The organism is Nocardioides sp. SYSU D00038 (genome assembly GCF_016924665.1).
In the GTDB taxonomy this organism is placed as follows: domain Bacteria; phylum Actinomycetota; class Actinomycetes; order Propionibacteriales; family Nocardioidaceae; genus Nocardioides.
In genome coordinates, this window is the sequence record NZ_JAFFJT010000035.1 from 1 (window position 1) to 26,551 (window position 26,551).

At 73.8% G+C, this 26,551-nt stretch carries 27 protein-coding genes; 6 read left to right on the forward strand and 21 right to left on the reverse strand.

The window, feature by feature from the left end:
- Window positions 1–477: 477 nt before the first annotated feature.
- The 11 genes from JT721_RS19705 to argC are packed head-to-tail and all read right to left on the reverse strand — an operon-like array spanning window position 478 to window position 10,686.
- Window positions 478–1,104 (reverse strand): DNA-3-methyladenine glycosylase, encoded by a 627-nt coding sequence (locus JT721_RS19705; protein ID WP_307828166.1) that lies wholly within the window; start codon window positions 1,102–1,104, stop codon window positions 478–480.
- Entirely contained in the window at window positions 1,088–2,497 is a 1,410-nt protein-coding gene (argH, locus tag JT721_RS19710) for an argininosuccinate lyase (protein WP_205475136.1), read from the reverse strand. Before argH ends, JT721_RS19705 begins: the two co-directional genes overlap by 17 nt.
- Complete coding sequence (locus JT721_RS19715; protein WP_205475137.1) at window positions 2,494–2,961, reverse strand: NUDIX hydrolase; 468 nt, start codon at window positions 2,959–2,961, stop codon at window positions 2,494–2,496. The genes argH and JT721_RS19715 overlap by 4 nt, the downstream gene beginning before the upstream one ends.
- Window positions 2,961–4,391 (reverse strand): argininosuccinate synthase, encoded by a 1,431-nt coding sequence (gene argG, locus JT721_RS19720; RefSeq protein WP_205475138.1) that lies wholly within the window; start codon window positions 4,389–4,391, stop codon window positions 2,961–2,963. The genes JT721_RS19715 and argG overlap by 1 nt, the downstream gene beginning before the upstream one ends.
- Window positions 4,392–4,435: 44 nt before the next feature.
- A complete protein-coding gene (locus JT721_RS19725; protein WP_205475139.1) occupies window positions 4,436–4,960 on the reverse strand; it encodes an arginine repressor in 525 nt (174 codons plus the stop codon).
- Window positions 4,957–5,886 carry an ornithine carbamoyltransferase gene (gene argF, locus JT721_RS19730; RefSeq protein ID WP_205475159.1) on the reverse strand — a complete coding sequence of 310 codons (930 nt, stop codon included), beginning with the start codon at window positions 5,884–5,886 and terminating at the stop codon, window positions 4,957–4,959. Before argF ends, JT721_RS19725 begins: the two co-directional genes overlap by 4 nt.
- Before the next feature lie 2 nt (window positions 5,887–5,888).
- Window positions 5,889–7,127 carry an acetylornithine transaminase gene (locus JT721_RS19735; protein WP_205475140.1) on the reverse strand — a complete coding sequence of 413 codons (1,239 nt, stop codon included), beginning with the start codon at window positions 7,125–7,127 and terminating at the stop codon, window positions 5,889–5,891.
- On the reverse strand, window positions 7,120–8,061 hold the full coding sequence (gene argB, locus JT721_RS19740; protein ID WP_205475141.1) for an acetylglutamate kinase: 942 nt from the start codon (window positions 8,059–8,061) through the stop codon (window positions 7,120–7,122). Before argB ends, JT721_RS19735 begins: the two co-directional genes overlap by 8 nt.
- Window positions 8,058–9,209, reverse strand: coding sequence for a bifunctional glutamate N-acetyltransferase/amino-acid acetyltransferase ArgJ (argJ, locus tag JT721_RS19745; RefSeq protein WP_205475142.1), 1,152 nt, complete (start codon window positions 9,207–9,209; stop codon window positions 8,058–8,060). The genes argB and argJ overlap by 4 nt, the downstream gene beginning before the upstream one ends.
- Window positions 9,206–9,652, reverse strand: a complete 447-nt coding sequence (locus tag JT721_RS19750; protein ID WP_205475143.1) for a hypothetical protein — start codon at window positions 9,650–9,652, stop codon at window positions 9,206–9,208. The genes argJ and JT721_RS19750 overlap by 4 nt, the downstream gene beginning before the upstream one ends.
- Entirely contained in the window at window positions 9,649–10,686 is a 1,038-nt protein-coding gene (gene argC / locus JT721_RS19755) for an N-acetyl-gamma-glutamyl-phosphate reductase (RefSeq protein WP_240341142.1), read from the reverse strand. Before argC ends, JT721_RS19750 begins: the two co-directional genes overlap by 4 nt.
- 109 nt (window positions 10,687–10,795) lie before the next feature.
- Between argC and JT721_RS19760 the strand changes: the two genes are divergently transcribed.
- Entirely contained in the window at window positions 10,796–11,599 is an 804-nt protein-coding gene (locus JT721_RS19760) for a maleylpyruvate isomerase N-terminal domain-containing protein (protein WP_205475145.1), read from the forward strand.
- A 22-nt stretch (window positions 11,600–11,621) separates the two neighbouring features.
- Here the strand turns inward: JT721_RS19760 and pheT are convergent, their stop codons facing one another.
- The 5 genes from pheT to JT721_RS21880 form a co-directional block, all read right to left on the reverse strand.
- Window positions 11,622–14,114, reverse strand: a complete 2,493-nt coding sequence (gene pheT, locus JT721_RS19765; protein ID WP_205475146.1) for a phenylalanine--tRNA ligase subunit beta — start codon at window positions 14,112–14,114, stop codon at window positions 11,622–11,624.
- A gap of 2 nt (window positions 14,115–14,116) precedes the next feature.
- On the reverse strand, window positions 14,117–15,214 hold the full coding sequence (pheS, locus tag JT721_RS19770) for a phenylalanine--tRNA ligase subunit alpha (RefSeq protein ID WP_205475147.1): 1,098 nt from the start codon (window positions 15,212–15,214) through the stop codon (window positions 14,117–14,119).
- An 89-nt stretch (window positions 15,215–15,303) separates the two neighbouring features.
- The gene (locus tag JT721_RS19775) at window positions 15,304–16,359 is read right to left on the reverse strand and encodes a PAS domain-containing sensor histidine kinase (protein WP_205475148.1); all 1,056 of its coding nucleotides are present in this window, start codon (window positions 16,357–16,359) and stop codon (window positions 15,304–15,306) included.
- A 73-nt stretch (window positions 16,360–16,432) separates the two neighbouring features.
- A complete protein-coding gene (locus JT721_RS19780) occupies window positions 16,433–16,879 on the reverse strand; it encodes a nuclear transport factor 2 family protein (protein ID WP_205475149.1) in 447 nt (148 codons plus the stop codon).
- A gap of 38 nt (window positions 16,880–16,917) precedes the next feature.
- On the reverse strand, window positions 16,918–18,162 hold the full coding sequence (locus JT721_RS21880; RefSeq protein WP_205475150.1) for a cytochrome P450: 1,245 nt from the start codon (window positions 18,160–18,162) through the stop codon (window positions 16,918–16,920).
- A gap of 115 nt (window positions 18,163–18,277) precedes the next feature.
- Here JT721_RS21880 and JT721_RS19790 point away from each other — a divergent pair, with 115 nt between their 5' ends.
- Window positions 18,278–18,904: a TetR/AcrR family transcriptional regulator gene (locus tag JT721_RS19790; protein ID WP_205475151.1), complete on the forward strand. Its 627-nt coding sequence runs from the start codon at window positions 18,278–18,280 to the stop codon at window positions 18,902–18,904.
- Between the two features lie 52 nt (window positions 18,905–18,956).
- Complete coding sequence (locus tag JT721_RS19795) at window positions 18,957–20,531, forward strand: hypothetical protein (protein ID WP_205475152.1); 1,575 nt, start codon at window positions 18,957–18,959, stop codon at window positions 20,529–20,531.
- A gap of 30 nt (window positions 20,532–20,561) precedes the next feature.
- Here JT721_RS19795 and JT721_RS19800 read toward each other — a convergent pair whose 3' ends face one another.
- The 5 genes from JT721_RS19800 to JT721_RS19820 all read right to left on the reverse strand — a co-directional run bounded on the left by JT721_RS19800 (window position 20,562) and on the right by JT721_RS19820 (window position 23,665).
- The gene (locus tag JT721_RS19800; protein ID WP_205475160.1) at window positions 20,562–21,356 is read right to left on the reverse strand and encodes an RNA methyltransferase; all 795 of its coding nucleotides are present in this window, start codon (window positions 21,354–21,356) and stop codon (window positions 20,562–20,564) included.
- A complete protein-coding gene (rplT, locus tag JT721_RS19805; protein WP_205475153.1) occupies window positions 21,353–21,739 on the reverse strand; it encodes a 50S ribosomal protein L20 in 387 nt (128 codons plus the stop codon). Before rplT ends, JT721_RS19800 begins: the two co-directional genes overlap by 4 nt.
- 49 nt (window positions 21,740–21,788) lie before the next feature.
- Entirely contained in the window at window positions 21,789–21,983 is a 195-nt protein-coding gene (gene rpmI, locus JT721_RS19810; protein WP_205475154.1) for a 50S ribosomal protein L35, read from the reverse strand.
- Window positions 21,984–22,068: 85 nt separating this feature from the next.
- The gene (infC, locus tag JT721_RS19815; RefSeq protein WP_205475161.1) at window positions 22,069–22,743 is read right to left on the reverse strand and encodes a translation initiation factor IF-3; all 675 of its coding nucleotides are present in this window, start codon (window positions 22,741–22,743) and stop codon (window positions 22,069–22,071) included.
- A gap of 379 nt (window positions 22,744–23,122) precedes the next feature.
- Window positions 23,123–23,665 carry an SseB family protein gene (locus JT721_RS19820; RefSeq protein WP_307828170.1) on the reverse strand — a complete coding sequence of 181 codons (543 nt, stop codon included), beginning with the start codon at window positions 23,663–23,665 and terminating at the stop codon, window positions 23,123–23,125.
- Window positions 23,666–23,754: 89 nt separating this feature from the next.
- On the opposite strand from JT721_RS19820, the gene JT721_RS19825 reads away from it, so the two are divergent.
- Genes JT721_RS19825 through JT721_RS19835 form a run of 3 tightly spaced genes read left to right on the forward strand, consistent with a single transcriptional unit; the run spans window position 23,755 to window position 26,470 of the window.
- On the forward strand, window positions 23,755–24,594 hold the full coding sequence (locus JT721_RS19825) for an ABC transporter permease (RefSeq protein ID WP_205475155.1): 840 nt from the start codon (window positions 23,755–23,757) through the stop codon (window positions 24,592–24,594).
- Window positions 24,582–25,430: an ABC transporter ATP-binding protein gene (locus JT721_RS19830; RefSeq protein WP_205475156.1), complete on the forward strand. Its 849-nt coding sequence runs from the start codon at window positions 24,582–24,584 to the stop codon at window positions 25,428–25,430. Before JT721_RS19825 ends, JT721_RS19830 begins: the two co-directional genes overlap by 13 nt.
- On the forward strand, window positions 25,427–26,470 hold the full coding sequence (locus tag JT721_RS19835) for an ABC transporter substrate-binding protein (protein ID WP_205475157.1): 1,044 nt from the start codon (window positions 25,427–25,429) through the stop codon (window positions 26,468–26,470). Before JT721_RS19830 ends, JT721_RS19835 begins: the two co-directional genes overlap by 4 nt.
- The last annotated feature ends 81 nt before the right edge of the window (window positions 26,471–26,551 follow it).

Below are 26,551 nucleotides of genomic sequence, written 5' to 3' on the forward strand. Positions count from 1 at the left end.
CCCACCACCCCCCAAAGGAAGCAGTCAAGAGCCAGGAAAAAGAGAAGCCCCTGACAGGAGACACTGACAAAAAAGCCAGAATCATCGTCAAAGAAACCATCAACCAACCCCAACCACCACCACCCCAAAAAAGGACAGCAGCAACCAGAATCAGCCAACGGGGCAAAACAAACTAATTCGTCGACTATGACACACTGTTGAGTTCTCAAAGATCAAACGCACACCTGGTCGGACCCTCTCGGGCCGGCCGCGGGGCAACCTGCAAAAACTTACCGGACCTGCGTGGCCTCGTCAACTCGAGCGAGCTGGCTGGCCGAGTGCTGCCGGTGCCGGGACGCAGTGCTCCCCTCGAGGTTGGTCTTGCGACCGGAGGGGGAGCCACGAACCGCGGCGAGGAGGAACATTAGCAAGACTCCCCGGGCGTCTCAAATCGGACCGGTGCTGCCGTCGTCGTCGCAGGTCAGGGGCGGTGCGCGGTCACGTGGCGGGCCTGCTGCGCCGGGGTGCGGCCGGTCGGTACGCCGAGACGCTCGGCTCCCCCGCCAGCCAGAACCGCCACGGCCGGTCCGGTGCGCCGCGCAGGCCGACCCGGGGTCCGGTGCGGACCTCCGCCGCCGCCGTTCCACCCGCGGCGGCGTCCGGGGCGAGCAGCACCAGCTCGGGGCCGGACAGGTCGGCGCCGTCGTGCTCGAGGGTGATGCCCAGGGTGCGCACCAGGTTGGCCGGCCCGCGGGCCAGCGCCCAGTCGCGGTTCACGCCGGGACGGTGGGCCCGGGCGATCGCCAGACCGTCGACGACCTCCCCGGCGCGCAGCAGCACCGCGCTCGGGTCGCCCTCGGCGCCGGTGACGACGTTCGCGCACACGTGCATGCCGTAGGTGAAGTAGCAGTAGAGCCGCCCCGACGGCCCGAACATCACCCGGTTGCGCCGGGTCTCGCCGCGGTAGGCGTGGGAGCCGGGGTCGTCGGGACCGGCATAGGCCTCGACCTCGGTGAGCCGGACGGCCACGTCGCCGTGGCGCAGCACCGCACCGAGCAGTCGCGGCGCGACCTCGAGCACCGGACCGGCCAGCAGGGCGGCCAGCCGGTCACCGGGCGCGGGCACGCTCCACCGCGGCGGCGAGCTCGTCGAGCTGCTCGGCCACTCGTGCCGGTGCGGTGCCGCCCCGACCGTCGCGGGAGCCGACGGAGCCCTCGACGGTGAGCACCTCGCGGACGCCGGGCGTCAGCTCGGGCGAGATCTCGACCAGCTGCTCGTCGGTGAGCTCGTCGAGCTCGATGCCGAGCTCCTCGCAGCGCCGCACGCAGGCGCCGGCCACCTCGTGGGCGACCCGGAAGGGCACGTTCTGGCGCACCAGCCACTCCGCGACGTCGGTGGCCAGCGAGAACCCCTGCGGGGCGAGCTCGGACATCCGGGCGGTGTCGAAGGTGAGGGTGGCGACCATGCCGGTGAACGCCGGCAGCAGCACCTCGAGGGTGTCGACGGAGTCGAAGACCGGCTCCTTGTCCTCCTGGAGGTCGCGGTTGTAGGCCAGCGGCAGCGCCTTGAGGGTGGCCAGCAGCCCGCTCGCGTTGCCGATCAGCCGCCCGGCCTTGCCTCGGGCCAGCTCGGCGATGTCGGGGTTCTTCTTCTGCGGCATGATGCTCGACCCCGTCGACCACGAGTCGTGCAGCCGCACGAACCCGAACTCGCGCGTCGACCAGAGGATGACCTCCTCGGCCAGTCGGCTCACGTCGACGCCGACCTGGGCGCAGACGAAGGCGAACTCGGCGACGAAGTCGCGGGCCGCGGTGCCGTCGATGGAGTTGGCGCTGGAGCCGCTGAAGCCGAGCTCCTCGGCGACCGCCACGGGGTCGAGCCCGAGCGACTGCCCCGCCAGGGCCCCGGAGCCGTACGGCGAGTCCGCGGCGACCCGGGCGTCCCAGTCGGCCAGCCGGTCGACGTCGCGCAGCAGCGGCCAGGCGTGCGCCATCAGGTGGTGGGAGAGCAGCACCGGCTGGGCGTGCTGGAGGTGGGTGCGCCCCGGCATGACCGCGCCGAGGTGGCCGCGCGCCTGCTCGAGCAGCGCGTCGACCAGGTCGAGGACCTGGCCGGTGATGACGCGGGCGTGGTCGCGCAGGAACACCTTGAACAGGGTGGCTATCTGGTCGTTGCGGCTGCGGCCGGCCCGGAGCCGGCCGCCGACGTCGGGTCCGACCTCCTCGAGGAGCAGCCGCTCGAGGGCCCCGTGGACGTCCTCGTCACCGGCGTCGGGGTGGAGCTCGCCCGCGGCGTACCGCTCCCCCAGCACGCCGAGCCCGCGCAGCAGCTCGGCGTGGTCGGAGTCGGTGAGCAGCCCGGCCCGGTGCAGCGCGTTGGCGTGGGCGCGGGAGCCGGCGAGGTCGTAGGGCGTCAGCCGCCAGTCGAAGTGGGTCGACCGTGACAGCGCGTCGAGCTCCGGCGACGGGCCGCCCGCGAAGCGGCCGCCCCACAGCTTGCCGGTGTTGGTGCCGCTCACGGCTCTCCTCTCACCGCACGGATCGCGGCGCTCATGATCTCGGGCAGGTCGGGCGTGACCGCGGTGCCGGCGCGAGCCAGGGCCTCCGGGGTCCACCACCCAGCGCCCCGGACGTTACCGACCTCGGCCGGCTCGAGCCCGGCCAGGCTCACCTCGACCGCCCGGTCGAGGGCGACGGCGAAGAACGTCGCGTGGTTGACGTAGTCGCGCCCCGCCCAGGAGAACGGGTAGCTGCCGGTGTGCACCGGCTCGGTCAGCTCCTCGACGCCGACCACGATGCCGGTCTCCTCGACCAGCTCGCGCACCGCCGCCTCGGGCAGGGTCTCCCCCTCGTCGACCGCGCCGCCGACCGTGACCCAGTGCCACTCCTCGGGGCGGGCGGGGTCGCGGCCCTCGACCAGCAGCACCTCGCCGGCGCCGTTGACCGGGAGCAGGCGCGCCGCGGTGCGGTGCTCGGGCTCCATCAGTCGGTGCCGAACTCCATCGCCGCGGCGTCGAGCGCGTCGTCGGCGGTGGGGTCGACGACCGGGTTCGCGGCGATCCGCTCGCCGCCGCCGGCGGGCAGCTCGCCGAGCAGCACGCCGTGCTCGACGAGCACCTGGCCCTGGTCGAGCGGCTGCGCGGCGTACAGCTCGAGCATCGAGCGGGAGTCGGCGATGTCGAGGTTGCGCATGGTCAGCTGGCCGATCCGGTCGGTGGGGCCGAACGCGGCGTTCTCGGTGCGCTCCATCGACAGCTTGTCGGGGTGGTAGCTGAAGTGGGGGCCGGCGGTGCTGAGCACCGTGTAGTCCTCGCCCCGCCGCAGCCGCAGCGTCACCTCGCCGGTGACCACCGAGGCCACCCAGCGCTGCAGCGACTCGCGCAGCATCAGCGCCTGCGGGTCCAGCCAGCGGCCTTCGTAGAGCAGCCGGCCGAGGCGGCGGCCCTCGGCCTGGTAGTTGGCGACGGTGTCCTCGTTGTGGATGGCGTTGAGCAGTCGCTCGTAGGCGATCCAGAGCAGCGCCATGCCGGGCGCCTCGTAGATGCCGCGCGACTTGGCCTCGATGATCCGGTTCTCGATCTGGTCGGACATGCCCAGGCCGTGGCGGCCGCCGATCGCGTTGGCCTCCATCACCAGCGCGACCGGGTCGGGCAGGTCGGTGCCGTTGATCGCGACCGGGCGGCCCTGGTGGAAGCGGATGGTGACGTCCTCGGTCTCGATCGCCACCGAGGGGTCCCAGAACTTCACCCCCATGATCGGCTCGACGGTCTCGAGCGAGACGTCGAGGTGCTCCAGGGTCTTGGCCTCGTGGGTGGCCCCCCAGATGTTGGCGTCGGTGGAGTAGGCCTTCTCCTTGCTGTCGCGGTAGGGCAGGCCGTGCTCGGTGAGCCACTGGCTCATCTCGGCGCGGCCGCCGAGCTCGTGGACGAAGTCGGCGTCGAGCCACGGCTTGTAGATGCGCAGCTCGGGGTTGGCCAGCAGCCCGTAGCGGTAGAACCGCTCGATGTCGTTGCCCTTGAACGTCGAGCCGTCGCCCCAGATGTCGACGCCGTCCTCGTGCATCGCGCGCACCAGCATGGTGCCGGTCACCGCCCGGCCCAGCGGCGTGGTGTTGAAGTACGCGCGGCCGCCGGAGCGGATGTGGAAGGCGCCGCAGGCCAGCGCGGCCAGTCCCTCCTCGACCAGAGGCCTGCGGCAGTCGATCGCGCGGGCGATCTCGGCGCCGTACTCGGTGGCCCGGGAGGGGACGCCGGAGATGTCCGGCTCGTCGTACTGCCCGATGTCGGCGGTGTAGGTGCACGGCACCGCGCCCTTGTCGCGCATCCACGCGACGGCGACCGAGGTGTCGAGGCCGCCGGAGAACGCGATGCCGACGCGCTCGCCCTTCGGCAGGGAGGTGAGGACCTTGCTCAACGGAGTTCCTTGCTGGGAGTGGTTCGTGGGTGGGGTGTCTGGGGTCAGGGCGCCGGCGCGTGGGTGTCGGCCAGCGCCAGGAATCGTCGGGCCAGGTCGTCGCCGCCCTCGGGGTCGCGCCCGATCACGAGCAGCGTGTCGTCGCCGGCGATGGTGCCGAGGATGTCGCCGAGCTCGGCCTTGTCGAACGCGGAGGCGAGGTACTGCGCAGCACCGGGCGGGGTGCGGAGCACGACCAGGTTGGCGCTGGCCTCGGCCGAGACCAGCAGCTCGCCGCAGAGCTTGGCCAGCCGCGACGCCGCCGCAGCGGTCTCGGCGGGCGCCGCGGGACGGCGGTCGCCGCCCTCGGCCGGGACGGCGTAGACCAGCGCGCCGGAGGCGGTGCGCACCTTCACCGCGTCCAGCTCGACCAGGTCGCGCGAGAGCGTGGCCTGGGTGACGTGGATGCCTCCGGCCGACAGCAGCGCCGCGAGCTCGCCCTGCGAGCGCACCTCGTGGTGGGTGACGAGGTCGATGATCTGCTGGTGACGGGCGTTCTTGGTCGCCGGCCGCAGGGTCGACTCGGTCACGGCCGGACCGCCTCGTCGAGCAGGAACGCGAGCACGGCCTTCTGGGCGTGCCGGCGGTTCTCCGCCTCGTCCCACACCACGCTCTGCGGGCCGTCGATGACCTCGGCGGCGATCTCCTTGCCGCGGTAGGCCGGCAGGCAGTGCATCGCGATCGCGTCGGGCGCGGCGGCCGCCATCAGCTCGGGGGTCAGCGACCAGGGGCCGAAGACCTCGGTGCGGGCGGCCTCCTCGTCCTCCTTGCCCATCGAGACCCAGGTGTCGGTCACGACCACGTCGGCGCCCGTCACGGCCGCGACCGGGCCGTCGACCGACGTCGCGCTGCCGCCGGTGCCGGCGCCGATCTCGGCGGCCCGCTCGAACATCTCCCGCCCGGGCTGGTAGCCCTCGGGACCGGAGACCCGCACGTGCATGCCGGCGGTCGCGCCCGCCAGCAGCCAGGAGTTGCCCATGTTGCAGGCGGTGTCGCCGAGGAAGGCCACGGTGAGCCCGGCGAGGGTGCCCTTGCGCTCGCGCACGGTCAGCAGGTCGGCGACGACCTGGCAGGGGTGGAACTCGTCGGTGAGCGCGTTGACCACCGGCACGCCGGCGTGCTCGGCCATCAGCTCGAGGTCGGCCTGGGCGAAGGTTCGCCAGACCACGAGCGCCACCTGGCGGCCGAGCACCCGGGCGACGTCCTCGACCGACTCGCGCACGCCGATGCCGGCCAGCCGGCCCTCGACCAGCATCGGGCTGCCACCGAGCTCGGCGATGCCGGCGGCGAACGAGACCTGGGTGCGCAGCGTGGGCTTGTCGAAGACCATCGCCACCGACCGCGGCCCCTCGAGCGGCCGGGCCGAGAACGGCGCGGCCTTGAGCTCGGCGGCCAGGTCGAGGACCCGGGCCTGCTCCTCGGGGGTGAGGTCGTCGTCGCGCAGGAAGTGGCGCAGGGTCACGACGTCGCCCCCATCGCCCGGTCGAGGATCCGCGGCCACGCCGCCAGGAACGCGTCGGCGTCGTCGGCGGTGAGCACCAGCGGGGGTGCCAGCCGGATCCGGCGGGGCGTCGCGTTGTTGACGATGTACCCGGCCTCCAGCGCGGCGGTCGCGACGTCGGCCGCGGCCTCCTCGGTGAGGTCGAGCCCGATCAGCAGGCCCTCCCCGCGCACCTCGGACACCCGGGGATCGGCGGCCAGGCCGTCGCGGAGCTTGTGGCCCAGCACGGTGACGTGCTCGAGGAGGTCCTCCGCCTCGATGGTGGCGAGGACGGCGAGGGCGGCCGCGCAGGCCACAGGGTTGCCGCCGAAGGTGCTGCCGTGGTTGCCCGGCTGGAGCAGGTCGCCGGCGGCGCCCACCCCGATGCAGGCCCCGATCGGGAACCCGCCACCGAGGCCCTTCGCCACGGTGACGATATCGGGGACGACGGGCGAGGGGCCTGCCGCGGTGCCGGAGTGGCCCGAGTGGCGAGCGGAGTGGTGGGCGAACCACCGGCCGGTGCGGCCGATGCCGGTCTGCACCTCGTCGAGCCACAGCAGGGCGCCGTGCTCGTCGGCGATCCGACGGGCGGCGGCCAGGTAGCCCTCCGGCGGCACCAGCACGCCGGCCTCGCCCTGCATCGGCTCGAGCAGGATGGCCGCCGTGACGTCGGTGACCGCGGCGGCCAGCGCGTCGACGTCGCCGTAGGGCACGAAGACGACGTCGCCCGGCAGCGGCTCGAACGGCGTGCGGTAGGCCTCCTTGGAGGTGAGCGCCAGGGCGCCCATGGTCCGGCCGTGGAACGACCCCTCGGCGACCACCACCTGGGTGCGCCCGGTGCGCCGGGTCAGCTTGAACGCCGCCTCGTTGGCCTCGGAGCCGGAGTTGGCGAGGAAGACCTTGGCGGGGCCGGCACCGAGCAGCTCGACCAGCCGCTCGGCGAGCTCGACCTGCGGACCGGTGGCGAACAGGTTCGACACGTGGCCCAGCGTGGCGAGCTGGTTCGACACGGCCTCGACCAGCGCCGGGTGCCCGTGACCGAGGGCGTTGACGGCGATGCCGCCGAGCAGGTCTACGTACTCGCGGCCGTCGGCGTCCCAGACGTGGGCACCCTCACCGCGGGTGAGGAGCAGCCGGGGCGGCCCGAAGGTGTTCATCAGCCGGGCGGCGTAGCGCTCCCTGCCGGCGGCGGTGGCCGGGGCGGTCTGGTCAGTCATGGGCGGCCTCCCTGGCCTTGCGGGTCTTGGTCTCGACGCCGGGCAGCACCTGGGTGCCGACGCCCTCCTTGGTGAACAGCTCCAGCAGCACGGCGTGCGGCTCGCGGCCGTCGACGACGGTGGCTCTGGGCACGCCACCCTGCACGGCCTGCAGGCAGGCGCCCATCTTCGGCACCATCCCGCTCGCCAGCGACGGCAGGATCTCGGCGAGCGCCTCCGGGCTGATCTCGCCGATCACGTCCTGCGAGCTCGGCCAGTCGAGGAACAGGCCCTCGACGTCGGTGAGCACGAGCAGCTTCTCCGCGCCCAGCGCGACCGCCAGCGAGGCGGCGGCGGAGTCGGCGTTGACGTTGTGCACCGTGCCGTCGGCGTCGGGGGCGACGCTGGAGACCACGGGGATCCGACCGGCCTCGATCAGGTCGAGCACCGACTCCGGCCGCACGTGGGTGACCTCGCCGACCAGGCCGAGGTCGACCTCCTCGCCGTCGACGACCGTGCTGGTCTGCTCGGCCGTGAACAGCCCGGCGTCCTCGCCGGAGCAGCCGACAGCCAGCGGGCCGTGCTCGTTGATCAACCCGACCAGCTCCCGCTGGACCTGGCCTACCAGCACCATCCGGACGACGTCCATCGCCTCGGGGGTGGTGACCCGCAGCCCGCCGCGGAACTCCGACTCGATGCCGAGCTTGTCGAGCATCCGGGAGATCTGCGGTCCGCCGCCGTGGACGACGACCGGCTTGAAGCCGGCGAACCGCAGGAACGCGATGTCCTCGGCGAAGGCCCGCTTGAGGGTCTCGTCGGTCATGGCGTTGCCGCCGTACTTCACCACCACGATCTTGCCGTGGTAGGTCTTCAGCCAGGGCAGCGCCGCGGCGAGCGTGCGCGCCTTGGCCTGGTCGGGCTTGCCGGGGTCGTGGTGGGTGTGCCGGATCGTCATGAGCTGTAGGCGCTGTTCTCGTGGACGTAGGCGTGGGTCAGGTCGTTGGTCCAGACCGTGGCCCGCTCGGAGCCGGCCTTGAGGTCGATGGTCACGGTGACCTCGCGCGGCCGCAGGTCGACGGTGGCGGGGTCGGCGTGGGGGGTGGAGTGCCGGCAGACCCACACGCCGTTCATGGCGACGTCGAGGTCGGCGGGGTCGAACGCCGCGTCGGTGGTGCCGATGCTGGCCAGCACCCGGCCCCAGTTGGGGTCGTTGCCGAAGACCGCGGCCTTGAACAGGTTGCTGCGGGCGACGCTGCGACCGACGGCGACGGCGTCGTCCTCGGTGGCGGCGTTGAGGGTGGTGATCGCGATCTCGTGGTCGGCGCCCTCGGCGTCCTTGAGCAGCTGCATCGCCAGGTCGGTGCAGGCCTGGGTGAGCGCCTGGGTGAAGTCGTCGGGCGACGGCGTGATGCCGCTGGCACCGCTGGCCAGCACGGTGACGGTGTCGTTGGTGGACATGCAGCCGTCGGAGTCGAGCCGGTCGAAGCTGACCCGGGTCGCGGCGCGCAGGGCCCGGTCGAGGTCGGCGGCCGGCACGACGGCGTCGGTGGTCAGCACCACCAGCATCGTCGCGAGCTGGGGCGCCAGCATCCCCGCGCCCTTGGCCATGCCGCCGATCCGCCACCCGGCGCCCTCGACCACGACCTGCTTGCTCACCGAGTCGGTGGTCATGATCGCGTGGGCGGCGTCGTCGCCGCCGTCGGCCGAGAGCGCGGCGTGACCGGCGTCGACGCCGGCCAGCAGGGCCTCGCGGTCGTTGGTCAGCCCGATCAGGCCCGTGGAGCACACGACGACGTCGACGGCGCCGACACCGAGGTGGCCCGCGACCCGCTCGGCGACGGCGTGGGTGGTCTGGAAGCCCTCGGGGCCGGTGTAGCAGTTGGCGCCGCCGGAGTTGAGCACGACGGCGCGCACGACGCCGTCCTTGGCGACCTCCTGGCTCCACAGCACCGGGTTGGCCTTGCAGCGGTTGGCGGTGAACACGCTCGCGGAGTCGAAGGTGGGCCCGTCGTTGACGACGAGCGCGAGGTCCTGGGCGCCGGTGGACTTGAGCCCGGCGGCGACACCGGCGGCCCGGAAGCCGGCGGGAGTGGTGACGGTCATCTCTTCTTGTTCTTCTTCCTGGGCTGGTCCGCGCGCGGCGTGGCCGGCTTCGCGGGCTGGACGGGGACGGCGGGGGCGACCTCGTGCCCTCGTCGTCGCCACGCCTCGGCCGCGCGCTCGGCCTCGGCCACCGGCACCAGGACCCAGACGGCCTGGAGCGTCGTGACCACGGTGGCGGCGAGCCCGTCCTCGGCCAGCGGGACCAGCAGGTCGGCCAGCGCGGTGGCCGACCCCGTCTCCTCGGAGCAGGTGAACGCCGTGAGCGGGCGCCGGCCGCGGACCTTCGTGGGCACGCTGCGGGCCGCGCACACCAGCGAGGTCTCGGTGGCGGTGACGGTCACCGAGAGCAGCGAGGACGCCTCTGCCCAGGCCGGCACCTCGGCGCCGACCGGCAGCGTCACCAGGGCCAGGGTCTCGGGGAACTGCTCGAGCCGGACGGTCACGGGGCCAGCCCCACGCTCGAGAGCCCGGCCGACTCGTCGAGGCCGAGCGCGAGGTTCATGCACTGCACCGCCGCGCCGGCGGTCCCCTTGGCGAGGTTGTCGACGGCGGCGACGGCCACCATCCTGCCGGCGGTCCCGTCGGCGACCACCTGCACGTGGACGGCGTTGGATCCGGTGACCGACTGGGTCTGCGGCCAGCGGTCCGCGGGGAGAAGGTGGACGAACGGCTCGTCGGCGTAGGCCTTGGTGTACGCCGCCCGGAGGTCGTCGGTGGTCACGCCCTCGGCCAGCGGCGCGCTGCAGGTGGCCAGGATGCCGCGGGGCATGGGCACCAGCAGCGGGGTGAAGCTGACCGAGACCTCGGCGTCGGTGAGCGCAGCGAGGTTCTGGGTCACCTCGGGCGTGTGCCGGTGCACGCCGCCCACGCCGTACGCCGTGACGCTGCCCATCACCTCGCTGCCCAGCAGGTGCGGCTTGGCCGCCTTGCCCGCGCCGCTGGTGCCGGACGCGGCGACGACGACCACGTCGGGGGTGACCAGGCCGGCCGCCACCGCGGGGGCGAGCGCGAGCGTGGAGACGGTCGGGAAGCAGCCGGGCACCGCGACCCGGCGGGTGCCGCGGAGGACGTCGCGCTGGCCGGGCAGCTCGGGGAGGCCGTAGGGCCAGGTGCCGGCGTGCTCGGAGCCGTAGAACCGCTCCCAGGCGGCAGCGTCGGACAGCCGGAAGTCGGCGCCGCAGTCGACGACCAGTGTCTCCTCCCCCAGCTCGGCGGCCAGCGCCCCCGACTGCCCGTGCGGCAGGGCCAGGAACACCACGTCGTGGCCGGCGAGGGTCTCGCGGCTGGTGGGCTCGAGCACCCGGTCGGCGAGGGGTACGAGGTGGGGCTGGAGGGTACCGAGGCTCTCGCCCGCGTTCGACGCGCCGGTGAGGGCCCCGATCTCCACGTCGGGGTGGCCCAGCAGCAGGCGCAGGAGCTCGCCTCCGGCGTACCCGCTCGCTCCGGCCACGGCCACCGACATCCTCGTCATGTGCATGACTATACAGATGTCTGCATGTCTTTGCACACCGGGCCGGGGCGGCGCGCAGGGCAGGAGGCGGAGGATCCGGGGGCCGGGCGTCGGTGTCGAGCACTAGCGTCGCGGCATGACCTCGACCCGGCTGCCGTACGACGCCTACCTCGCCCACCTGCGCCGCGACTCCGCCCGGTTCCGCGAGGTGCTCACGGACGTCGACCCGGCGGCCCGGGTGCCGGCCTGTCCCGACTGGGATGCCGCCGACCTGCTCTGGCACCTCGCCGAGGTGCAGTGGTTCTGGGCGCGCACCGTGCGGCTGCGCCCAGCGCCGCCCGAGGACGACCTCGAGGGGCCGGAACGGCCGGCCGACCACGCCGGGCTGCTCGCGGCGTTCGACGAGTTCTCGGCCCAGCTGGTCGCCGAGCTGGAGGGGGCCGACCCGGCCGACGAGGCCTGGCACTGGGCGCCGGAGCGCACCGTCGGCACCAGCCACCGCCGGCAGGCCCACGAGGCGCTGGTGCACCGGCTCGACGCCGAGCAGACCGCGGGCGCGGTCACCCCGTTCGAACCGGCCCTGGCGGCCGACGGGGTCGCCGAGGCGCTGGAGGTGATGTACGGCGGGGCGCCGCCGGCGTGGGCGGAGTTCACACCGGTCGACGGCGTGCTGCGCCTCGACCTCACCGACACCGGCCACACCTTCCGGGTCGCGGCGGGCGTGCTCACCGGCGCCGACCCCGGCTCCGGGAAGGCCGTCGACGGCCCCCACCTGGTGCTCCTCGATCCCGGCACCCGACCGGCGGCGACGCTCGCCGGCACCGCGGCCGACGTGGACACCTGGCTCTGGAAGCGCGGCGACGACGCGCGGCTGGTGCGCGACGGCGACCCGGCCGTGCACGCCGCGTTCGCGGCGGCGGTGAGCCCGCCGCTGACGTGAGCGGCCCGCGGGCCCGGACGCGCTACCGCTGGACCGCGCCGGTGCGGGCCACGGCGGCGGCGACGGCAGCGTCGCGTGCGGCGCCGGTCTCCTGCTCGGTCAGGGTGCGATCGGGCGCCCGGAACCGCAGTGCGAAGGCCAGCGACTTGCGGCCCTCGCCGACCTGCTCGCCGGTGTAGACGTCGAAGAGCCGGATCGACTCCAGCAGGTCGCCCGCGCCCTCGCGCAGCGCGGCCTCGACCTCGGCCGCGGTCACCGAGGCGTCGACCAGCAGGGCGACGTCCTCCTTGGCCACCGGGAACGACGACAGCTCGGGGCCGGGGACGACGTCCTCGGCGTAGCGCAGCAGCGCGTCGAGGTCGAGCTCGACGGCGGCGCTGCGGGCCGGCACCCCGACCGCCTGGCACACCCGCGGGTGCAGCTCGCCGGCGTGCCCGACGACCACCTGGTCGTCGCCGTCGCCCACCACGAGCTCCGCGCACCGCCCGGGGTGCCACGGTGCGAGGCTGGCGGCCCGCACGGTCAGCGCGACGCCGAGCTCGGCGGCGAGCCTGCGGACCAGGCCGACGGCGTCGGCCCAGCCGGCCTCGCGACCCGGGCCCCACCAGCCGGCGCGCTCGCGCTCGCCGGCGAGCACCACGGCCAGGTGCAGCGGCTGGGCGGGCAGGGCGTCGTAGAGCTTCTCCAGCTCGGCCTCGGTGGGCCGCCACTCGACGCCGTAGATCGGCGCCGGGCCGGCGTCGGAGGGGAACGCGACCGTGCCGGTCTCGAAGAGCGACACCCCGGCGGCGCCCCGGCCCAGGTTGCGGGCGGCGGCCTTGAGCAGGCCCGGGAGAAGCGTCGTGGTGTACGACGGCTCCTCGGTCGAGATCGGGTTGGCCAGCGGCACCGTGCGGCGGCGCGGGTCGTCGGCCGGCAGGCCGAGCGCGTCGAGGGCGGCGGGGCCGGTGAACGGGAAGCTGATCACCTCGACGCAGCCGGCGCCGGCCAGGGTGCGCCCCACCCGACGGCGCAGCCGCTGGCTGCGGGTCAGCCCTCGGCCCCCGGTGGGCGTCGGCACCACCGACGGCACCTGGTCGTAGCCGACCACCCGGGCGACCTCCTCGACGAGGTCGAAGGGGTCGGTGAGGTCGGGCCGCCACGGCGGCGGCGTGGCGGTGAGGGTGTCGCCGTCACGCTCGACGGTGCAGCCGACGGCCTCCAGGTGGCGCACGGCGGCGTCGACCGGCACGTCGATCCCGGTGACACGGGCCGGCAGCTGGCCGCCCAGGACGATCGGGTCGGGCTCGGGCGGGCTGCCGACCAGCGTGAAGCCCGGCTCCGCCACGCCACCGCCGTGGGCGACGAGCAGCTCCACCACGCGGTCGGCCGCGGCGCCGCAGATCGTCGGGTCGACGCCGCGCTCGTTGCGCTTGCCGGCCTCGGAGGACAGCTTGTGGCGCTTGCCGGTGCGGAACATCGAGACGGGGTCCCAGTGGGCCGCCTCCACCAGCACCCGGGTCGTGGTGCCGGACATCTCGGTGGTGGCGCCGCCCATCACGCCGCCGAGGCCGATGATGCCGGAGTCGTCCGTGACGACGAGGTCCTCGGGCGAGAGCTCGCGGTCGGTGCCGTCGAGGGTGGTCAGCCGCTCGCCCGCCGTCGCGCGGCGCACCCGCAGCGCGCCCCGCACCTTGTCGGCGTCGTAGCCGTGGATCGGCCGACCGGTCTCGAGCATGACGTAGTTGGTGACGTCGACGGCCAGCGAGATCGGGCGCATGCCGGCCTGGGTGAGCCGGCGCACCATCCAGTCGGGGCTCGGTGCGGAGGGGTCGAGGCCGGCGACGGTGCGGGCCGCGAAGACCGGGCAGCCGGCCGGGTCGTCGACCACGACGGGGTGGCCGGCGTCGTCGGGCTCCGGCAGCTCGCGGTCGGTGGGGTCGGTGTACGGCGCGTCGAAGGCCAGTGCCGCGTCGCGGGCGACCCCGCGCAGCGACAGTGCGTAGGCGCGGTCTGGGTTGATCTCGAACTCGATGACCTCGTCGTCGAGTCCGAGCACCGCGAACGCGTCGGCGCCGGGGTCGCCGGCGTCGGCCGGCAGCACGATGATGCCGTCGTGGTCGTCGCCGAGGCCGAGCTCGCGCGCCGAGCAGATCATCCCGGCCGAGACGTGGCCGTAGGTCTTGCGGGCCGAGATCTCGAAGCCGCCGGGCAGCACGCCGCCGGGCAGCACCACGACCACCAGGTCGCCGGGCGCGAAGTTGTGGGCGCCGCAGACGATGCCCTGCGGCTCGCCGGTGCCGTTGGCGGCGCCGACGTCGACGGTGCACCAGTTGATGGTCTTGCCGTTCTTCTGCGGCTCGGGCTCCATCGTCAGCACCCGGCCGACGACCAGCGGACCGGTGATCTGGTCGCCGGGCCGCTCGATCGCCTCGAGCTTGAGGCCGAGGTCGGTGAGCCGGGCGGCCAGCGCCTCGGTGGTGACCTCGGCGGGCAGGTCGACGAGCTCCCGGATCCAGGAGACGGGCGCCTTCATCTCTACAGCTCGCTTCCGAAGGTCGTGGTGAACCGGACGTCGCCCTCGAACAGGGCGCGGAGGTCCTCGATGTCGTGGCGGAACATCAGCGTGCGGTCGATGCCCATGCCGAAGGCGAAGCCGGTGTAGCGCTCGGCGTCGACGCCGCACGCGGTGAGGACCCGCGGGTTGACGACACCGCAGCCGCCCCACTCGATCCAGCCCTCGCCGCGGCAGGTGCGGCAGTCCTGGGAGTCGACGCCGCGGCAGACGAAGCAGCGCAGGTCGACCTCGGCCGACGGCTCGGTGAACGGGAAGTACGACGGGCGGAACCGGGTGGTGATCCCCTCGCCGAACATCGCGGTGGCGAAGTGGTCGAGGGTGCCCTTGAGGTGGGCCATGGTGATGCCCTCGTCGATCGCGAGCCCCTCGACCTGGTGGAACACCGGGCTGTGGGTGGCGTCGTACTCGTCGGTGCGGAACACCCGGCCCGGGCACACGACGTAGATCGGCGGGGTGCGGGTGAGCATGGTGCGCGCCTGCACCGGCGAGGTGTGGGTGCGCAGCACGACGCCGCTCTCGGGCGGGTCGGTCCAGAACGTGTCCTGCATCGTGCGCGCCGGGTGGTCGGGCCCGAGGTTGAGGGCGTCGAAGTTCAGCCACTCCGCCTCGATGACCGGGCCCTCGGCGACCTCCCAGCCCATGGCGACGAAGATGTCGGCGATCAGCTCGGAGCCGGTGGTCAGCGGGTGCCGCGCGCCGGCCGGCACCCGGTCGGTGGGCAGCGTGACGTCGACGGTCTCCTCGGCGAGCATCCGCTCCTCGTGCTCGGCCTCCAGCACGGCCTGCCGGGCGGCGAGCGCCTGGGTTACCGCACCGCGGGCCTGCCCGATCCGCTGGCCGGCCTCCTTGCGGGCCTGCGGGGGCAGCGCACCGATCTCCCGGTTGGCCAGCGCGAGTGCCGACCGGTCGCCGGCGTGGTCGATGCGCACCTGCTTGAGCGCCTCGAGGTCGGCAGCGCCGGCGATGGCGGCGAGCGCGGCGTCGCGGGCGGCCTCGACCTCCTCGGGCTTCAAGGGAGTGACCTCCACGGGGTCGTAGTCGGTGTTGGGGCCGGACATCGGTGCCTCTCGAGCGGTGCGCGGGACCGCCCAAGTCTAGGAACCCGCGGCCCGGCCGTGCGACCGGGTTGTCCCGGCGGACGGGCAGGTCAGAGCGGGTCGCGCTCCGCCGGCCAGATGACCGCGATCCGCGCGCCGCCCCCTGGGGCGTCGTCGATGGTCACGGTGCCGCCGTGCGCGCGGGTCAGGCCGCCCACGATGTAGAGGCCCAGGCCGGAGCCGCCGCGCTCGCCGCCCTTCCAGAACTTGGTGAAGACCTGGCGGCGCAGCTCGACCGGGATGCCCTCGCCCCGGTCGGTGACGACGATCCGGACGCCGCCTCCCTCGAGGGCGTCGGGGTCGTCCGGACCCAGGGGCTGCAACAGCACCGCGACGTCGCCGTCGCCGTGCCGGACCCCGTTCTCGACGAGGTTGGTGAAGACCTGGGTGAACTTGTCGGGGTCGGCGTGCACCCGGGGCAGCTCGCCGGTCACCTCCCAGGTGATCGTGCGCGCCGTGCCGGCCGCGACCGACTCCACGATCCGGGCGACCAGCTGGGCGGCGTCGACCGGGCGGGCGTGCATCTGCAGCCGGCCGGTGTCGATGCGGGCGACGTCGAGGAGCTCGGCGATCAGGCGGCTCAGGCGGTCGGAGTCAGCCGCGACGGTCGTGAGCATCAGCTTCTTCTGCTCGTCGTTGAGCCGGTCCCAGCGGTTGAGCATCGCCTGCACGAACCCCTTGACGCCGGTCAGCGGCGAGCGCAGCTCGTGCGCGACGGTGGCGACCAGGTCGGAGCGCTCGCGGTCGAGCCGCTCGCGGCCGCGGCCCGAGCGCAGGGTGACCGCGACGTGGTCGACGGGGCGGTCGAGGGCGGGCCGGCTGATCCGGGCGGCCACCAGCACCTCGGTGCCGGTGGGCAGCAGCCACGACTGCTCGGGCACGCCGGTGCGGGTCGCGAGCCCGTCGTACGGCGCGTTGGTGCCGACCCAGGTGTTGCCCTCGTGGTCGCTCAGCGCGAGCACCTCGCCCAGCGGCGACCCCACCGCGGTGGCGGGATCGGTGCCGAGCATCGTCGCGGCCACCCGCGAGACCAGGCGGACCTCTCCCCCGGCGCCAGCGACCACCACGCCGTCGGGCAGCGCGTCGACCACGGTCTGGGCGTCCACGGAGGCAGCCTACGCAGCCGTGGTCGTGCGGCCGGGGCCGTGGGCTCGTCGGCCGGTCCGGTGGGTCGCCCGGTCAGAGCATCAGGTGGTGGCCCAGGTCGCCGACCAGGTCGACGTGCATCGTGCGACTCTCGAACCACCAGCGGCCGTCGAGGCGGTGGAACGTGTCGGCGTAGCGGCCGGCGACGATCGGCTGCAGCGGCAGCTCCTCGGTCGCCTGAAGCACGGTGAACCGCGACCGGCAGGTCGCCGTGCCGGCCTCGTCGTCGACCTCGATCAGCGGGTTGGTCGTGACGTGGTGGGTGCGCGGCGTACCGGTCGCGTCGTGGATCCGGGTGGTGGCCTCGTAGAGGCGTCGCACCGCCTCGGCGCCCTCGAACACCGTCTCGGGCGGGCCGTCCGGCTGGCCGTGGATCCGGCCGTGGGTGAACAGCTCGGCCACGCCGGCGAGGTCACCGGCGTCGATGCGCTCGGCGTAGGTGTAGAGCAGGTTCTCGATCTCGCGGGCGCTGTCGGGCACGCTCGCAGCGTAGGGCAGCCCGCAGCGCCGGGGGCGGCTCAGCCCGCGTAGCGCACCGGCAGCTGCTTGATCCCGTTGAGCCACCCCGACCGCAGCCGGGCGGGGTCGCCGGTCTTGGCGATGTCGGGGGCCTGCTCGGCGAGCTGCTCGAAGATCAGCCGGATCTCCTGGCGGGCCAGGTTCGCGCCGATGCAGTAGTGGGCGCCGTGACCACCGAAGGCGAGGTGGGGGTTGGGGTCGCGGGTGATGTCGAAGGTGAACGGGTCGTCGAACACCGACTCGTCGTGGTTGGCGCTGGCGTAGAAGAGCCCCACCCGGTCGCCGGCCGCGATCGGGACGCCGTCGATCTCGGTGTCCTCGAGCGCGGTGCGCTGGAACGACGTGACCGGGGTGGCCCAGCGGATCACCTCGTCGACCATGGTGGCCGGGCGCTCGCGCTTCCACAGCTCCCACTGCTCGGGGTGGTCGAGGAACGCGTTCATCCCGTGGCTGATGGCGTTGCGGGTGGTCTCGTTGCCGGCCACCGCGAGCGCGATCACGAAGAAGCCGAACTCGTCGTCGGTGAGCCCCCGCCCGTCCTTGTCGGCGTGCACGAGCCTGGTGACGATGTCGTCGCGGGGCTCGGCCTTCCGGGCGGCGGCCAGGCCCATCGAGTACATCAGCACCTCGGTCGAGGCCGCCTCCGGGTCGCCGGCGAAGTCGGGGTCCTCGGAGCCGGTCATCTGGTTGGTCCAGTCGAAGATCCTGCGCCGGTCCTCGGGCTCGACCCCGAGGAGGTCGGCGATCGCCTCCAGCGGCAGCTGGGCCGCGACCTGCTCGACGAAGTTGCCCTCGCCCTGGGCCACGGCGGTGGCGACGATCCGCCGGGCCCGCTCGGCCATGATCTCGTCGAGCGCGCCGATCGCCCGCGGCGTGAAGCCGCGCGAGATGATCCGCCGGGTCGCGGTGTGCTCCGGCGCGTCCTGGTTGATGATCACGACCCGGGTCATCTCCACCGACTCCCGGGTCGCGGTCTCGGGCAGCCGGATGATCGCGCCGTTCTCGTGGCTCGAGAAGACGTTGCTGTTCTTCGACACGTACGCCACGTCGGCGTGCCGGGTCAGCGCCCAGTAGCCCGGGGAGCCGGTCATCCCGGCCCGGGCCTCGGGCGGCTGCTCCACCCACGAGACCGGCGCGGTGCGGCGCAGCTGGCGCAGCTGCTCGTGCGGCACCCCTGCCCAGTTGAGGTCGGGGTCGGTCGGGTCGAAGCCGACCGGGAGACTGGACGCCTGCTGGGTGGTCACGGGGCACCTCGCTGCTGCCTGGACGACGGTGGACGACGGATCCGGAGGTGCGGATCCCGGTGGCGAGCTTGACCATACAAAACCAGCAAGTTGTATGGTCGTCAAGGAGGTACGGATGCGGACCCACGGCTGGGGCGGCGACCCGCCGCACGACGACGCCGACGCGCGCAGGCGGATCCTGGCGGTGACCCGCTCGTGCCTGGTCGAGGGCGGCCGCGCCGGGCTCTCGGAGGTCGCCGGCCGGCTCGGCGTGACCCGGCAGACGGTCTACCGCTACTTCGCCACCACCGAGGAGCTGCTCGACGCCGCCGCGCTGGCCGCGGTCGTGGAGCTCCAGGGCGAGCTGGTCGAGCACGTGCGCAACCACCTCGCCGCGACCGGCGGCGACGCCGGAGACGCGGCGGTCGAGGCCGTCGTGCACGCCTACGAGCACCTGCGCGACGACCCGGCGCTCAACCGCCTGCTGGCCCCGGGCCGGGTCGGGGCGACCGTCTCGGGACTCACCGAGCCCGCATCGATCGCCTTGGGCGAGGACCTGCTGACCGGCTTCCCCGTCGACTGGGAGGCGCTCGGGCTCGACGCCGCCGGCCGGGCCGAGCTGGTCGAGCACCTGCTGCGCACGCTGCAGTCGCTGCTGCTCGACCCCGGCCTGCCACCGCGCACGCCGGAGCAGGTCCGCGGCTACCTCCAGCGCTGGCTGGCCCCGGTGCTGCGGGCGCGGTCCTCCCTCACGAAGCCGTAACGATGGGCCGCGGCCCCTTCACCGCGACCGCCGGATCGCCTGTGCTGGTGCGATGACCTCCCGCCGCACCACGCCCGTGCTGGTCCGCGTCGTGACGATGCTGCTGCTCGCCGCCGGCCTGACGGCCGGGCTCGGCACCGGCTCCTCGCTCGGCGGGGCGGGCGAGCGCGCGGGCGGCGGGCTCGCGGCGTACGGCTTCCTGCGGGCGCGGGTGGTCGGCGCCGGGGACCGGCGGGTCGCGGTCGGCATGCCGAACCGGCGGGTGGTCAAGGTGCAGCGCTGGGTGCCGGCCACGCGGTCGTGGACCGCGCCCCGGACGCTGTTCCGCAGCCCGGGGGTCACCTGCGGCGGCATCGAGGCGGCCGCCTCGTCCGGCGCGATCGCGCTGCTGCTGGAGTGCGACACGCCCTACTACGAGGACACCGCTCCGACCCACAGCATGGCGCTGGTGAGCCGCGACCTCCAGACCTGGGCGACCCGGCGCATCCGCGCCGAGGCCTACCAGCCGCCGGCGGTCTCCCCCGGCGGCGGGTACGCCGCGTGGCTCACCGGCGGGGACCGCACGATGCTGTGGCGCGCCGACGTCGGCTTCGGGCCGATCGTGACCTCCGGCCTCGACGGCGACGGCGGCGCGGAGACGGTCGTGGTCGACGACACCGGGGCGGTCGACGTGCTCGGCGCCGAGTCCGACGACGCGGGGCGCTGCGTCCTCGGCGCCCACCGGCGCACCCTGTCCGGCGTTCTCACCCACCAGGTGGTCCCAGGCGTCGACCCGGGCTGCACCGAGGGGACGCTGGTGACGACCGACGACCGCCACGTCGTGGGCGACCCGACCAGCCCCGAGCAGCGCTACGTGCTGGCCCGCACCGGGACCGGGGGGCCGTGGCTGGTCGAGACCCCCGCCCCGGTCGACCAGCCCGGCCTGGTCCTGGGGGCCGCCGGCACGACGTACGTCCAGGTGCCGGGGCGGTCGCTGGTCGCCGTCGGCAGCCTCGACCGGCGCCGGTTCGTGGTGCAGGCCTACGACCCGGTCGCCCGCGCCTGGCGCACGGCCGCACCCGTCCACGACTTCGGCCCGGGGCAGCGCTGCCGCCCGGGGAGCAGCTGGCGCGGGGAGGGCCACCGCATCTACTGGGTCTCGCTCTCCTGCCGACGCGGCGACGGACCGCGCTCCGAGCGGCTGCTGACCGGCCCCGACGGGCGCCGCTGGGTGCAGGTGCGGCTCGGACGGAGGCCGTTCGCGGTCTCCGGCGGCGGCGGCCTGCTGGCGGCCCCGGGCCCGGGACGCGCGACCGTCGTCTCCGAGAAGGGCGTGGCCCGGGTGCGGGTGCGCATCGACCGGTCCTGCGACGTGGTCTTCCCGACGTCGCCGACGAGCGTCGGCCGGCTGCACACCCGACCCGGACGGGCGTGGCCGGACCGGCTCCAGCTGCGCCGTCCCGACGGCCGCTGGCACACCGTGCAGCGGCTGCGCGTGCCGCGCCACGACCGGTGTGGCGCCGTGTTCGCCGAGCAGGACCAGCCGCCCACGCTGCTCGTGCTCTCCGGACGGCGCGCGACGCTGCCGCTCACGATCCGCCGGGGCCCCAGCGGCTGGCGGGCGGTACGCACGCCGGGCCGGTTCTGAGACCCGCCGGCGGCCACCGGACCGGCCGGATCAGCGCCGCTGGACGCGTGCGCTGGCGTAGAGGCAGACCGCGGCCGCGGTGGAGAGGTTGAGGCTCTCGGCGCGGCCGTGGATCGGTATCCGCACCCGGTGGTCGGCGAGCGCGGCCAGGTCGTCCGGCAGCCCGTGGGCCTCGTTGCCGAAGAGCCACGCGGTGGGGGCGGCGAGCAGCCGCTCCGCCTCGTCGAGGTCGGTCTCGCCGGCGCCGTCGGCGGCCAGCACCTGCAGGCCACGCTCGCGGGCCGCCCGCACGACGGCGGCCGGGTCGGGGTCGACCGCCAGCGGCAGGTGGAACAGGCTGCCCACCGTGGCCCGCACCGTCTTGGGGTTGGAGGCGTCGACCGAGGTGCCGGCGAGCACGACGGCGTCGGCGCCGGCCGCGTCGGCGGTGCGGATCACCGTGCCGGCGTTGCCAGGGTCGCGGACGTCGGCGCACACGGCGACCAGGCGCAGGTCGCCGGCGGCGCCGAGGACCTCGGCGAGGGGCCGGTCGACCTGGTGGCAGACCGCGACCACGCCCGCCGGCGTGACGCTGTCGCTGAGCGAGGCCAGCGCGCGGTCGTCGACGACGGTCCAGCGCGGCACCCGATCGGCCCAGTCGCCGTGCTGCTCGGTGGCGGCGGGGGTCGCGAAGACCTCCACCACGCAGCCGGGGACGCCGAGCGCCCCCTCGACCGCCTTCGGGCCGTCGACGAGGAACAGCCGCCGCTCGGTGCGTACCGAGCGGCGGCTGAGCCGGCGTGCTTCCTTGACGCGCGGGTTGCCCGCGGTCAGCGGGACGGTCAGGCCGAGACCTTGGGCGCGTTGACGTCCTCGGGCAGGGCGGCCTTGGCGGTCTCGACGAGCGCGTTGAACGCGGCGACGTCGTTGACGGCGAGGTCGGCGAGGATCTTGCGGTCGACCTCGACACCGGCGAGGCCGAGGCCCTGGATGAAGCGGTTGTAGGTCAGGCCCTGGGCGCGAGCCGCCGCGTTGATGCGCTGGATCCACAGGCGGCGGAAGTTGCCCTTGTTCTTGCGGCGGTCGTTGTAGCTGTAGACCAGCGAGTGGGTGACCTGCTCCTTGGCCTTGCGGTACAGGCGCGAGCGCTGCCCGCGGTAGCCGCTGGCCCGCTCGAGGGTCGTCCGGCGCTTCTTCTGGGCGTTCACTGCCCGCTTGACGCGTGCCACGATGTTGCTCCTTGCTGTGCTGGAAGTCTGGTGGGGGTACGGGCGAGGGTCAGCGACCCAGCATCTTCTTCGCGCGGGGGACGTCGCTCTTGGCGACCTCGACCGTGCCGGTCATACGGCGCGTGACCTTGGAAGGCTTCTTCTCCAGGTTGTGGCGCTTGCCGGCCTTCTCGCGAAGGATCTTGCCCGTGCCGGTCACGCGGAAGCGCTTGCTGGCACCGGAGTGGCTCTTGCTCTTCGGCATTGTCTTCTCTCTCTCGTCCTGCCGGGACGGCCGGGCTGGCCGACCGTCGGGCGGCCCCTCGCGGGGCCGCCGAAGTCTGGGTGGTTCAGGCCTCGATCTCGGGGTCCAGGTTCTCCGACCGGCCCCGCTCCTTCTTCTGGCCGACCGGGCGCTGCGTGTCCTTGTGCGCCCGCTCCTCGGCCTCCTCGGCGGCCCGCTCCGCGGCCCGCGACTGCTTCTCGGCCTGCAGCTCGACCTTGGCGTCGGCCTTCTTGCGGTGGGGCCCGAGCACCATGATCATGTTGCGGCCGTCCTGCTTCGGGGCCGACTCCACGAAGCCCAGCTCCGTGACGTCCTCGGCCAGCTTCTGCAGGAGCCGGAAGCCCAGCTCGGGGCGGTGCTGCTCGCGCCCGCGGAACATGATCGTGATCTTCACCTTGTCCCCGGCCTTGAGGAACCGCACGACGTGACCCTTCTTGGTCTCGTAGTCGTGCTGGTCGATCTTCGGCCGGAGCTTCATCTCCTTGATGATCACGTTGGTCTGGTTACGGCGGGCCTCACGGGCCTTCTGGGCGTTCTCGTACTTGAACTTGCCGTAGTCCATGAGCTTGCAGACGGGCGGCTTGCCCTGGGGAGCGATCTCGACGAGGTCGAGGTCGGCCTCCTGGGCCAGCTTGAGCGCCTGGTCGGTCGGCACGATGCCGACGGTCTCGCCGTTGGGACCGACGAGCCGGACCTCGGGTACGCGGATCCGGTCGTTGATGCGCAGCTCGGTGCTGATGTGTCCTCCAGTGGGTCAGGTGGCCGGCAGCCCCTGTCGCCTCCGGTCGGGGTGACGGCCCCGGGCGGAGAAGACAAAAGGCTCCCGCTTGCGTGCAAGCGGAAGCCAGTTCACCGACCCGACCCGGGTGCGGGCAGCGCGGGTGCTGCCTCGACCACGGCCGGAGCCTCATGGACCGGACCCGACGACCTGGTGGTGCGTGCTGCTGGTGGTGCTGCGGTCGGTGCGGGTGGGGGACGATGGTGCGGGTCCCCGCTTGCAGATCGGCGGCCCCACGGATGGGGTCACTGATCGGTCAACACGCAAGGCTAGCCCACCATTCCGCCGCCCCGCCAATCGTGGCCGCGGGCCGGGGTACGGCGCGGGCCCGCTCGTCGGCTCAGTCTTCGGGGCGCAGCCACGCCGTCCGGCCACCCACCCGGGTCAGCCGCCAGCCGCCGGCGACGCCCTCGAGGTCCTCCCCCTCGACCACGCAGGTCACCGGGCCGGCCAGGTCGAGCAGCAGTGCCGCGGCCCCCTCCTGCGCCGCCGCCAGCGCGGCGGCGGCGGCGGTCACGGGCACCGGCCGGGCGTCTGCGTCCCAGGCGGCAAGGGTCTCCAGGGAGCTGAACGCCAGCAGCGCGGTGCGCCCGTCGGCGCCCCGCAGCAGCACCGAGGCCATGTCGCTGGTCTTGTCGCGGGCCAGGCCGTCGTCACCCACCTCGACCTCGCCCAGCACGGCGACGACCGGCACCAGCAGCCGGGCGCCGGCCAGCGCGGCCAGCACCTCGGGCAGCGCGGTGCGGTCGGCGGCGTACGACGCCAGCCCGGCCGCGAGGGCCGGGTCGGCGGCTCCGGTGTCGCCGGGGAAGCCCGGGCCCTGCAGCAGCCGCCCGGACGAGCCCAGGGCGTCCGGCGTCGCGGGCTGGGTGTCGGCATCCACCCCCGCATGCTACGAGCCGCCACCCCGCACCCGGCCGACCGGGCGCGCCGACTTGCATTAAACGCAGTAAGTCAGTAGACATTGCTGCCATGGCTTCACTCGACCTCGCCACCACCCCGACCACGGGTGCGTTGCCGACGACGCCCGGACCGACCCGACGACCACCGCGACCCGCGCGGCGCAACCCGCTGCGGCTGCTGCGCCGCTGGGTGTCGCCGGTCGTGCTGCTCGGCCTGTGGCAGGCGCTCAGCAGTGCCGGCGTCATCGACGAGCGCACGATCGCCTCCCCCGCCCAGATCTTCACCCGCGCCGTGGAGCTGGTGCAGGACGGGACGCTCGGCAGCGCCACCCTGACCTCGCTCCAGCGGGTGGGGATCGGCTTCGCGATCGGCGCGGCCATCGGCATGACGTTGGCCATCGTCGCCGGACTGTCCCGGATCGGCGAGGACGCGATCGACCCGCCGATGCAAATGCTGCGCACGCTGCCGCACTTCGGCCTGATCCCGTTGTTCATCCTGTGGTTCGGCATCGGGGAGCAGCCGAAGATCACCCTGATCGCGATGGGCGTGACCTTCCCGCTCTACCTCAACACCTTCGCCGGGATCCGCAACATCGACCGCAAGACCATCGAGGCGGCCCGGGCGATGAACCTCACCTGGGTGCAGCGGGTACGGCACGTGATCGTGCCCGGCGCACTGCCCCAGACCCTCACCGGGCTGCGCCAGAGCCTCGGCATCGCCTGGCTCTCGCTCATCGTCGCGGAGACCATCAGCGCCAGCTCCGGCCTGGGCTACATGATCAACAACGCCCGCGACTTCCTGCAGACCGACGTGATCGTCGTCGGTCTCGCCGTCTACAGCCTGCTCGGTCTCGCGACCGACGGCATCGTCCGCTACCTGGAAGGCAGGGCCCTGGCATGGCGTTCCTGAAGCGCTCCACCGGCACCGCGACCGCGCCCCGGCCGGCGACCGGCACGCTCGACTCCCCCGACGCCCCGGGTACCCCGGACGAGGTGGTCGCCCGGGTGCGCGGCCACCACCGGTCCTTCGGCCGGCAGCACGTGCTGCGCGGCATCGACCTCGACGTCCGGCCCGGCGAGTTCGTGGCCCTGCTGGGCCGCTCGGGCTGCGGCAAGTCTACGCTGCTGCGCAGCCTGGCCCGCCTCGACCCGGTGCCGGCCGGCGAGGTGGAGATCACCGGGCGCACCGGCGTGGCGTTCCAGGAGCCCCGGCTGCTGCCGTGGCGGACCGTGCACGAGAACGTCGCGCTGGCGCTGCTCAACTCCCCCGACCGGCCCCGCCGCGAGGAGCTGGCCGAGGCCACGCTGGCCGAGGTCGGCCTCACCGACAAGCTCGGCGCCTGGCCACTCCAGCTCTCCGGCGGGCAGGCGCAGCGGGTCTCGCTGGCCCGGGCGCTGGTGAGCAACCCCTCGCTGCTGCTGCTCGACGAGCCGTTCAGCGCCCTCGACGCCCTGACCCGGATCGAGATGCACCAGCTCGTCATCGAGCTGTGGCGGCGCCACTCGATGGCCGTGCTGATCGTCACCCACGACGTCGACGAGGCGCTCGCCCTCGCCGACCGGGTCGTGGTGCTCGACCACGGCGTCGTGGCCCACACCTGGACCGTCTCGCTACCGCGCTCGGACCGCGCGCCGTCGCAGCCCGAGATCGCCACCACGCGGGCCGAGATCCTCGACGCCCTCGGCGTCCGGCCCACCCCGCCCAACCCCAAGCGCAATCCCCTGAAGAACCAAGGAGCAGCATGAACATCCGTCCCTCCCGCACCGGCTCCCGCCGCCGCGCCGGCGTCGGCGTCGCCCTGGTCGCCGCGGCAGCGCTCGCGCTCTCGGCGTGCGGCGGCGACGCCACCGGCAACGAGGACGCCGTCGGCGACGACGGGGAGGTGGACCTCTCCCAGGTCACCCTGACCGTCGGCGACCAGAAGGGCACCAGCGTGCAGGCGTTGCTGCGCGCCTCCGGCCTCGAGGACACGCCGTACGAGATCGAGTTCAAGGAGTTCACCTCCGGCCCGCCGATGCTCGAGGCGCTCAACGCCGGCTCGATCCACGTGGGCATGGTCGGCAACACCCCACCGATCTTCGCCGCGGCGGCCAAGGGCACCTTCAAGATGGCCGCGGCCGCGTCGTACACGGGCATGGGCGACGCCATCCTGGTGCCGAAGGACTCGCCGATCACCAGCGTCGAGCAGCTCAAGGGCAAGAAGGTCGCCGTCGCCGAGGGCAGCTCGGCCAACTACAATCTGCTCGCCCAGCTCGAGCACGCCGGTCTGAGCTACGACGACATCCAGGTGCAGAACCTGCAGCCGGCCGACGCGCTGGCGGCGTTCTCGGCCGGCCACGTCGACGCGTGGACCGTGTGGGAGCCCTACACCTCGCAGGCCGAGGTCGAGGCCGGCGGCCGGATCATCGCCAACGGCGAGGACCTGGTGAACGGCCTGAACTTCCAGGTGGTCTCCGACGACGCGGTCAACGACCCCGCCACCTCCGCGGCGCTGGAGGACTACCTCAACCGGATCACCCGGGCCCAGCTGTGGACGTCGGAGAACCGCGAGGAGTGGTCGAAGGTCTGGGCCGACCAGACCGGCCTGTCGCCGGAGATCACGCTCTCGGCCGCCAACCGGCGGCCGGTGACGCCGGTCGAGATCGACCAGTCCGTGATCGACTCCGAGCAGGAGATGGCCGACACCTTCACCGCCAACGGGCTGATCCCCGAGGAGGTCGACGTGTCGGGCTACTTCACCGACAAGTACAACGAGTTCACCACCGGGGCGGCCGTCGAGGACTGACCGCACCCGGGCGGCGGGGGGGGGGGGGGGCCCCCCCCCCCCCGCGGGCCGGGGGGGGGGGCCACCCCCCCCCCCCCCCCC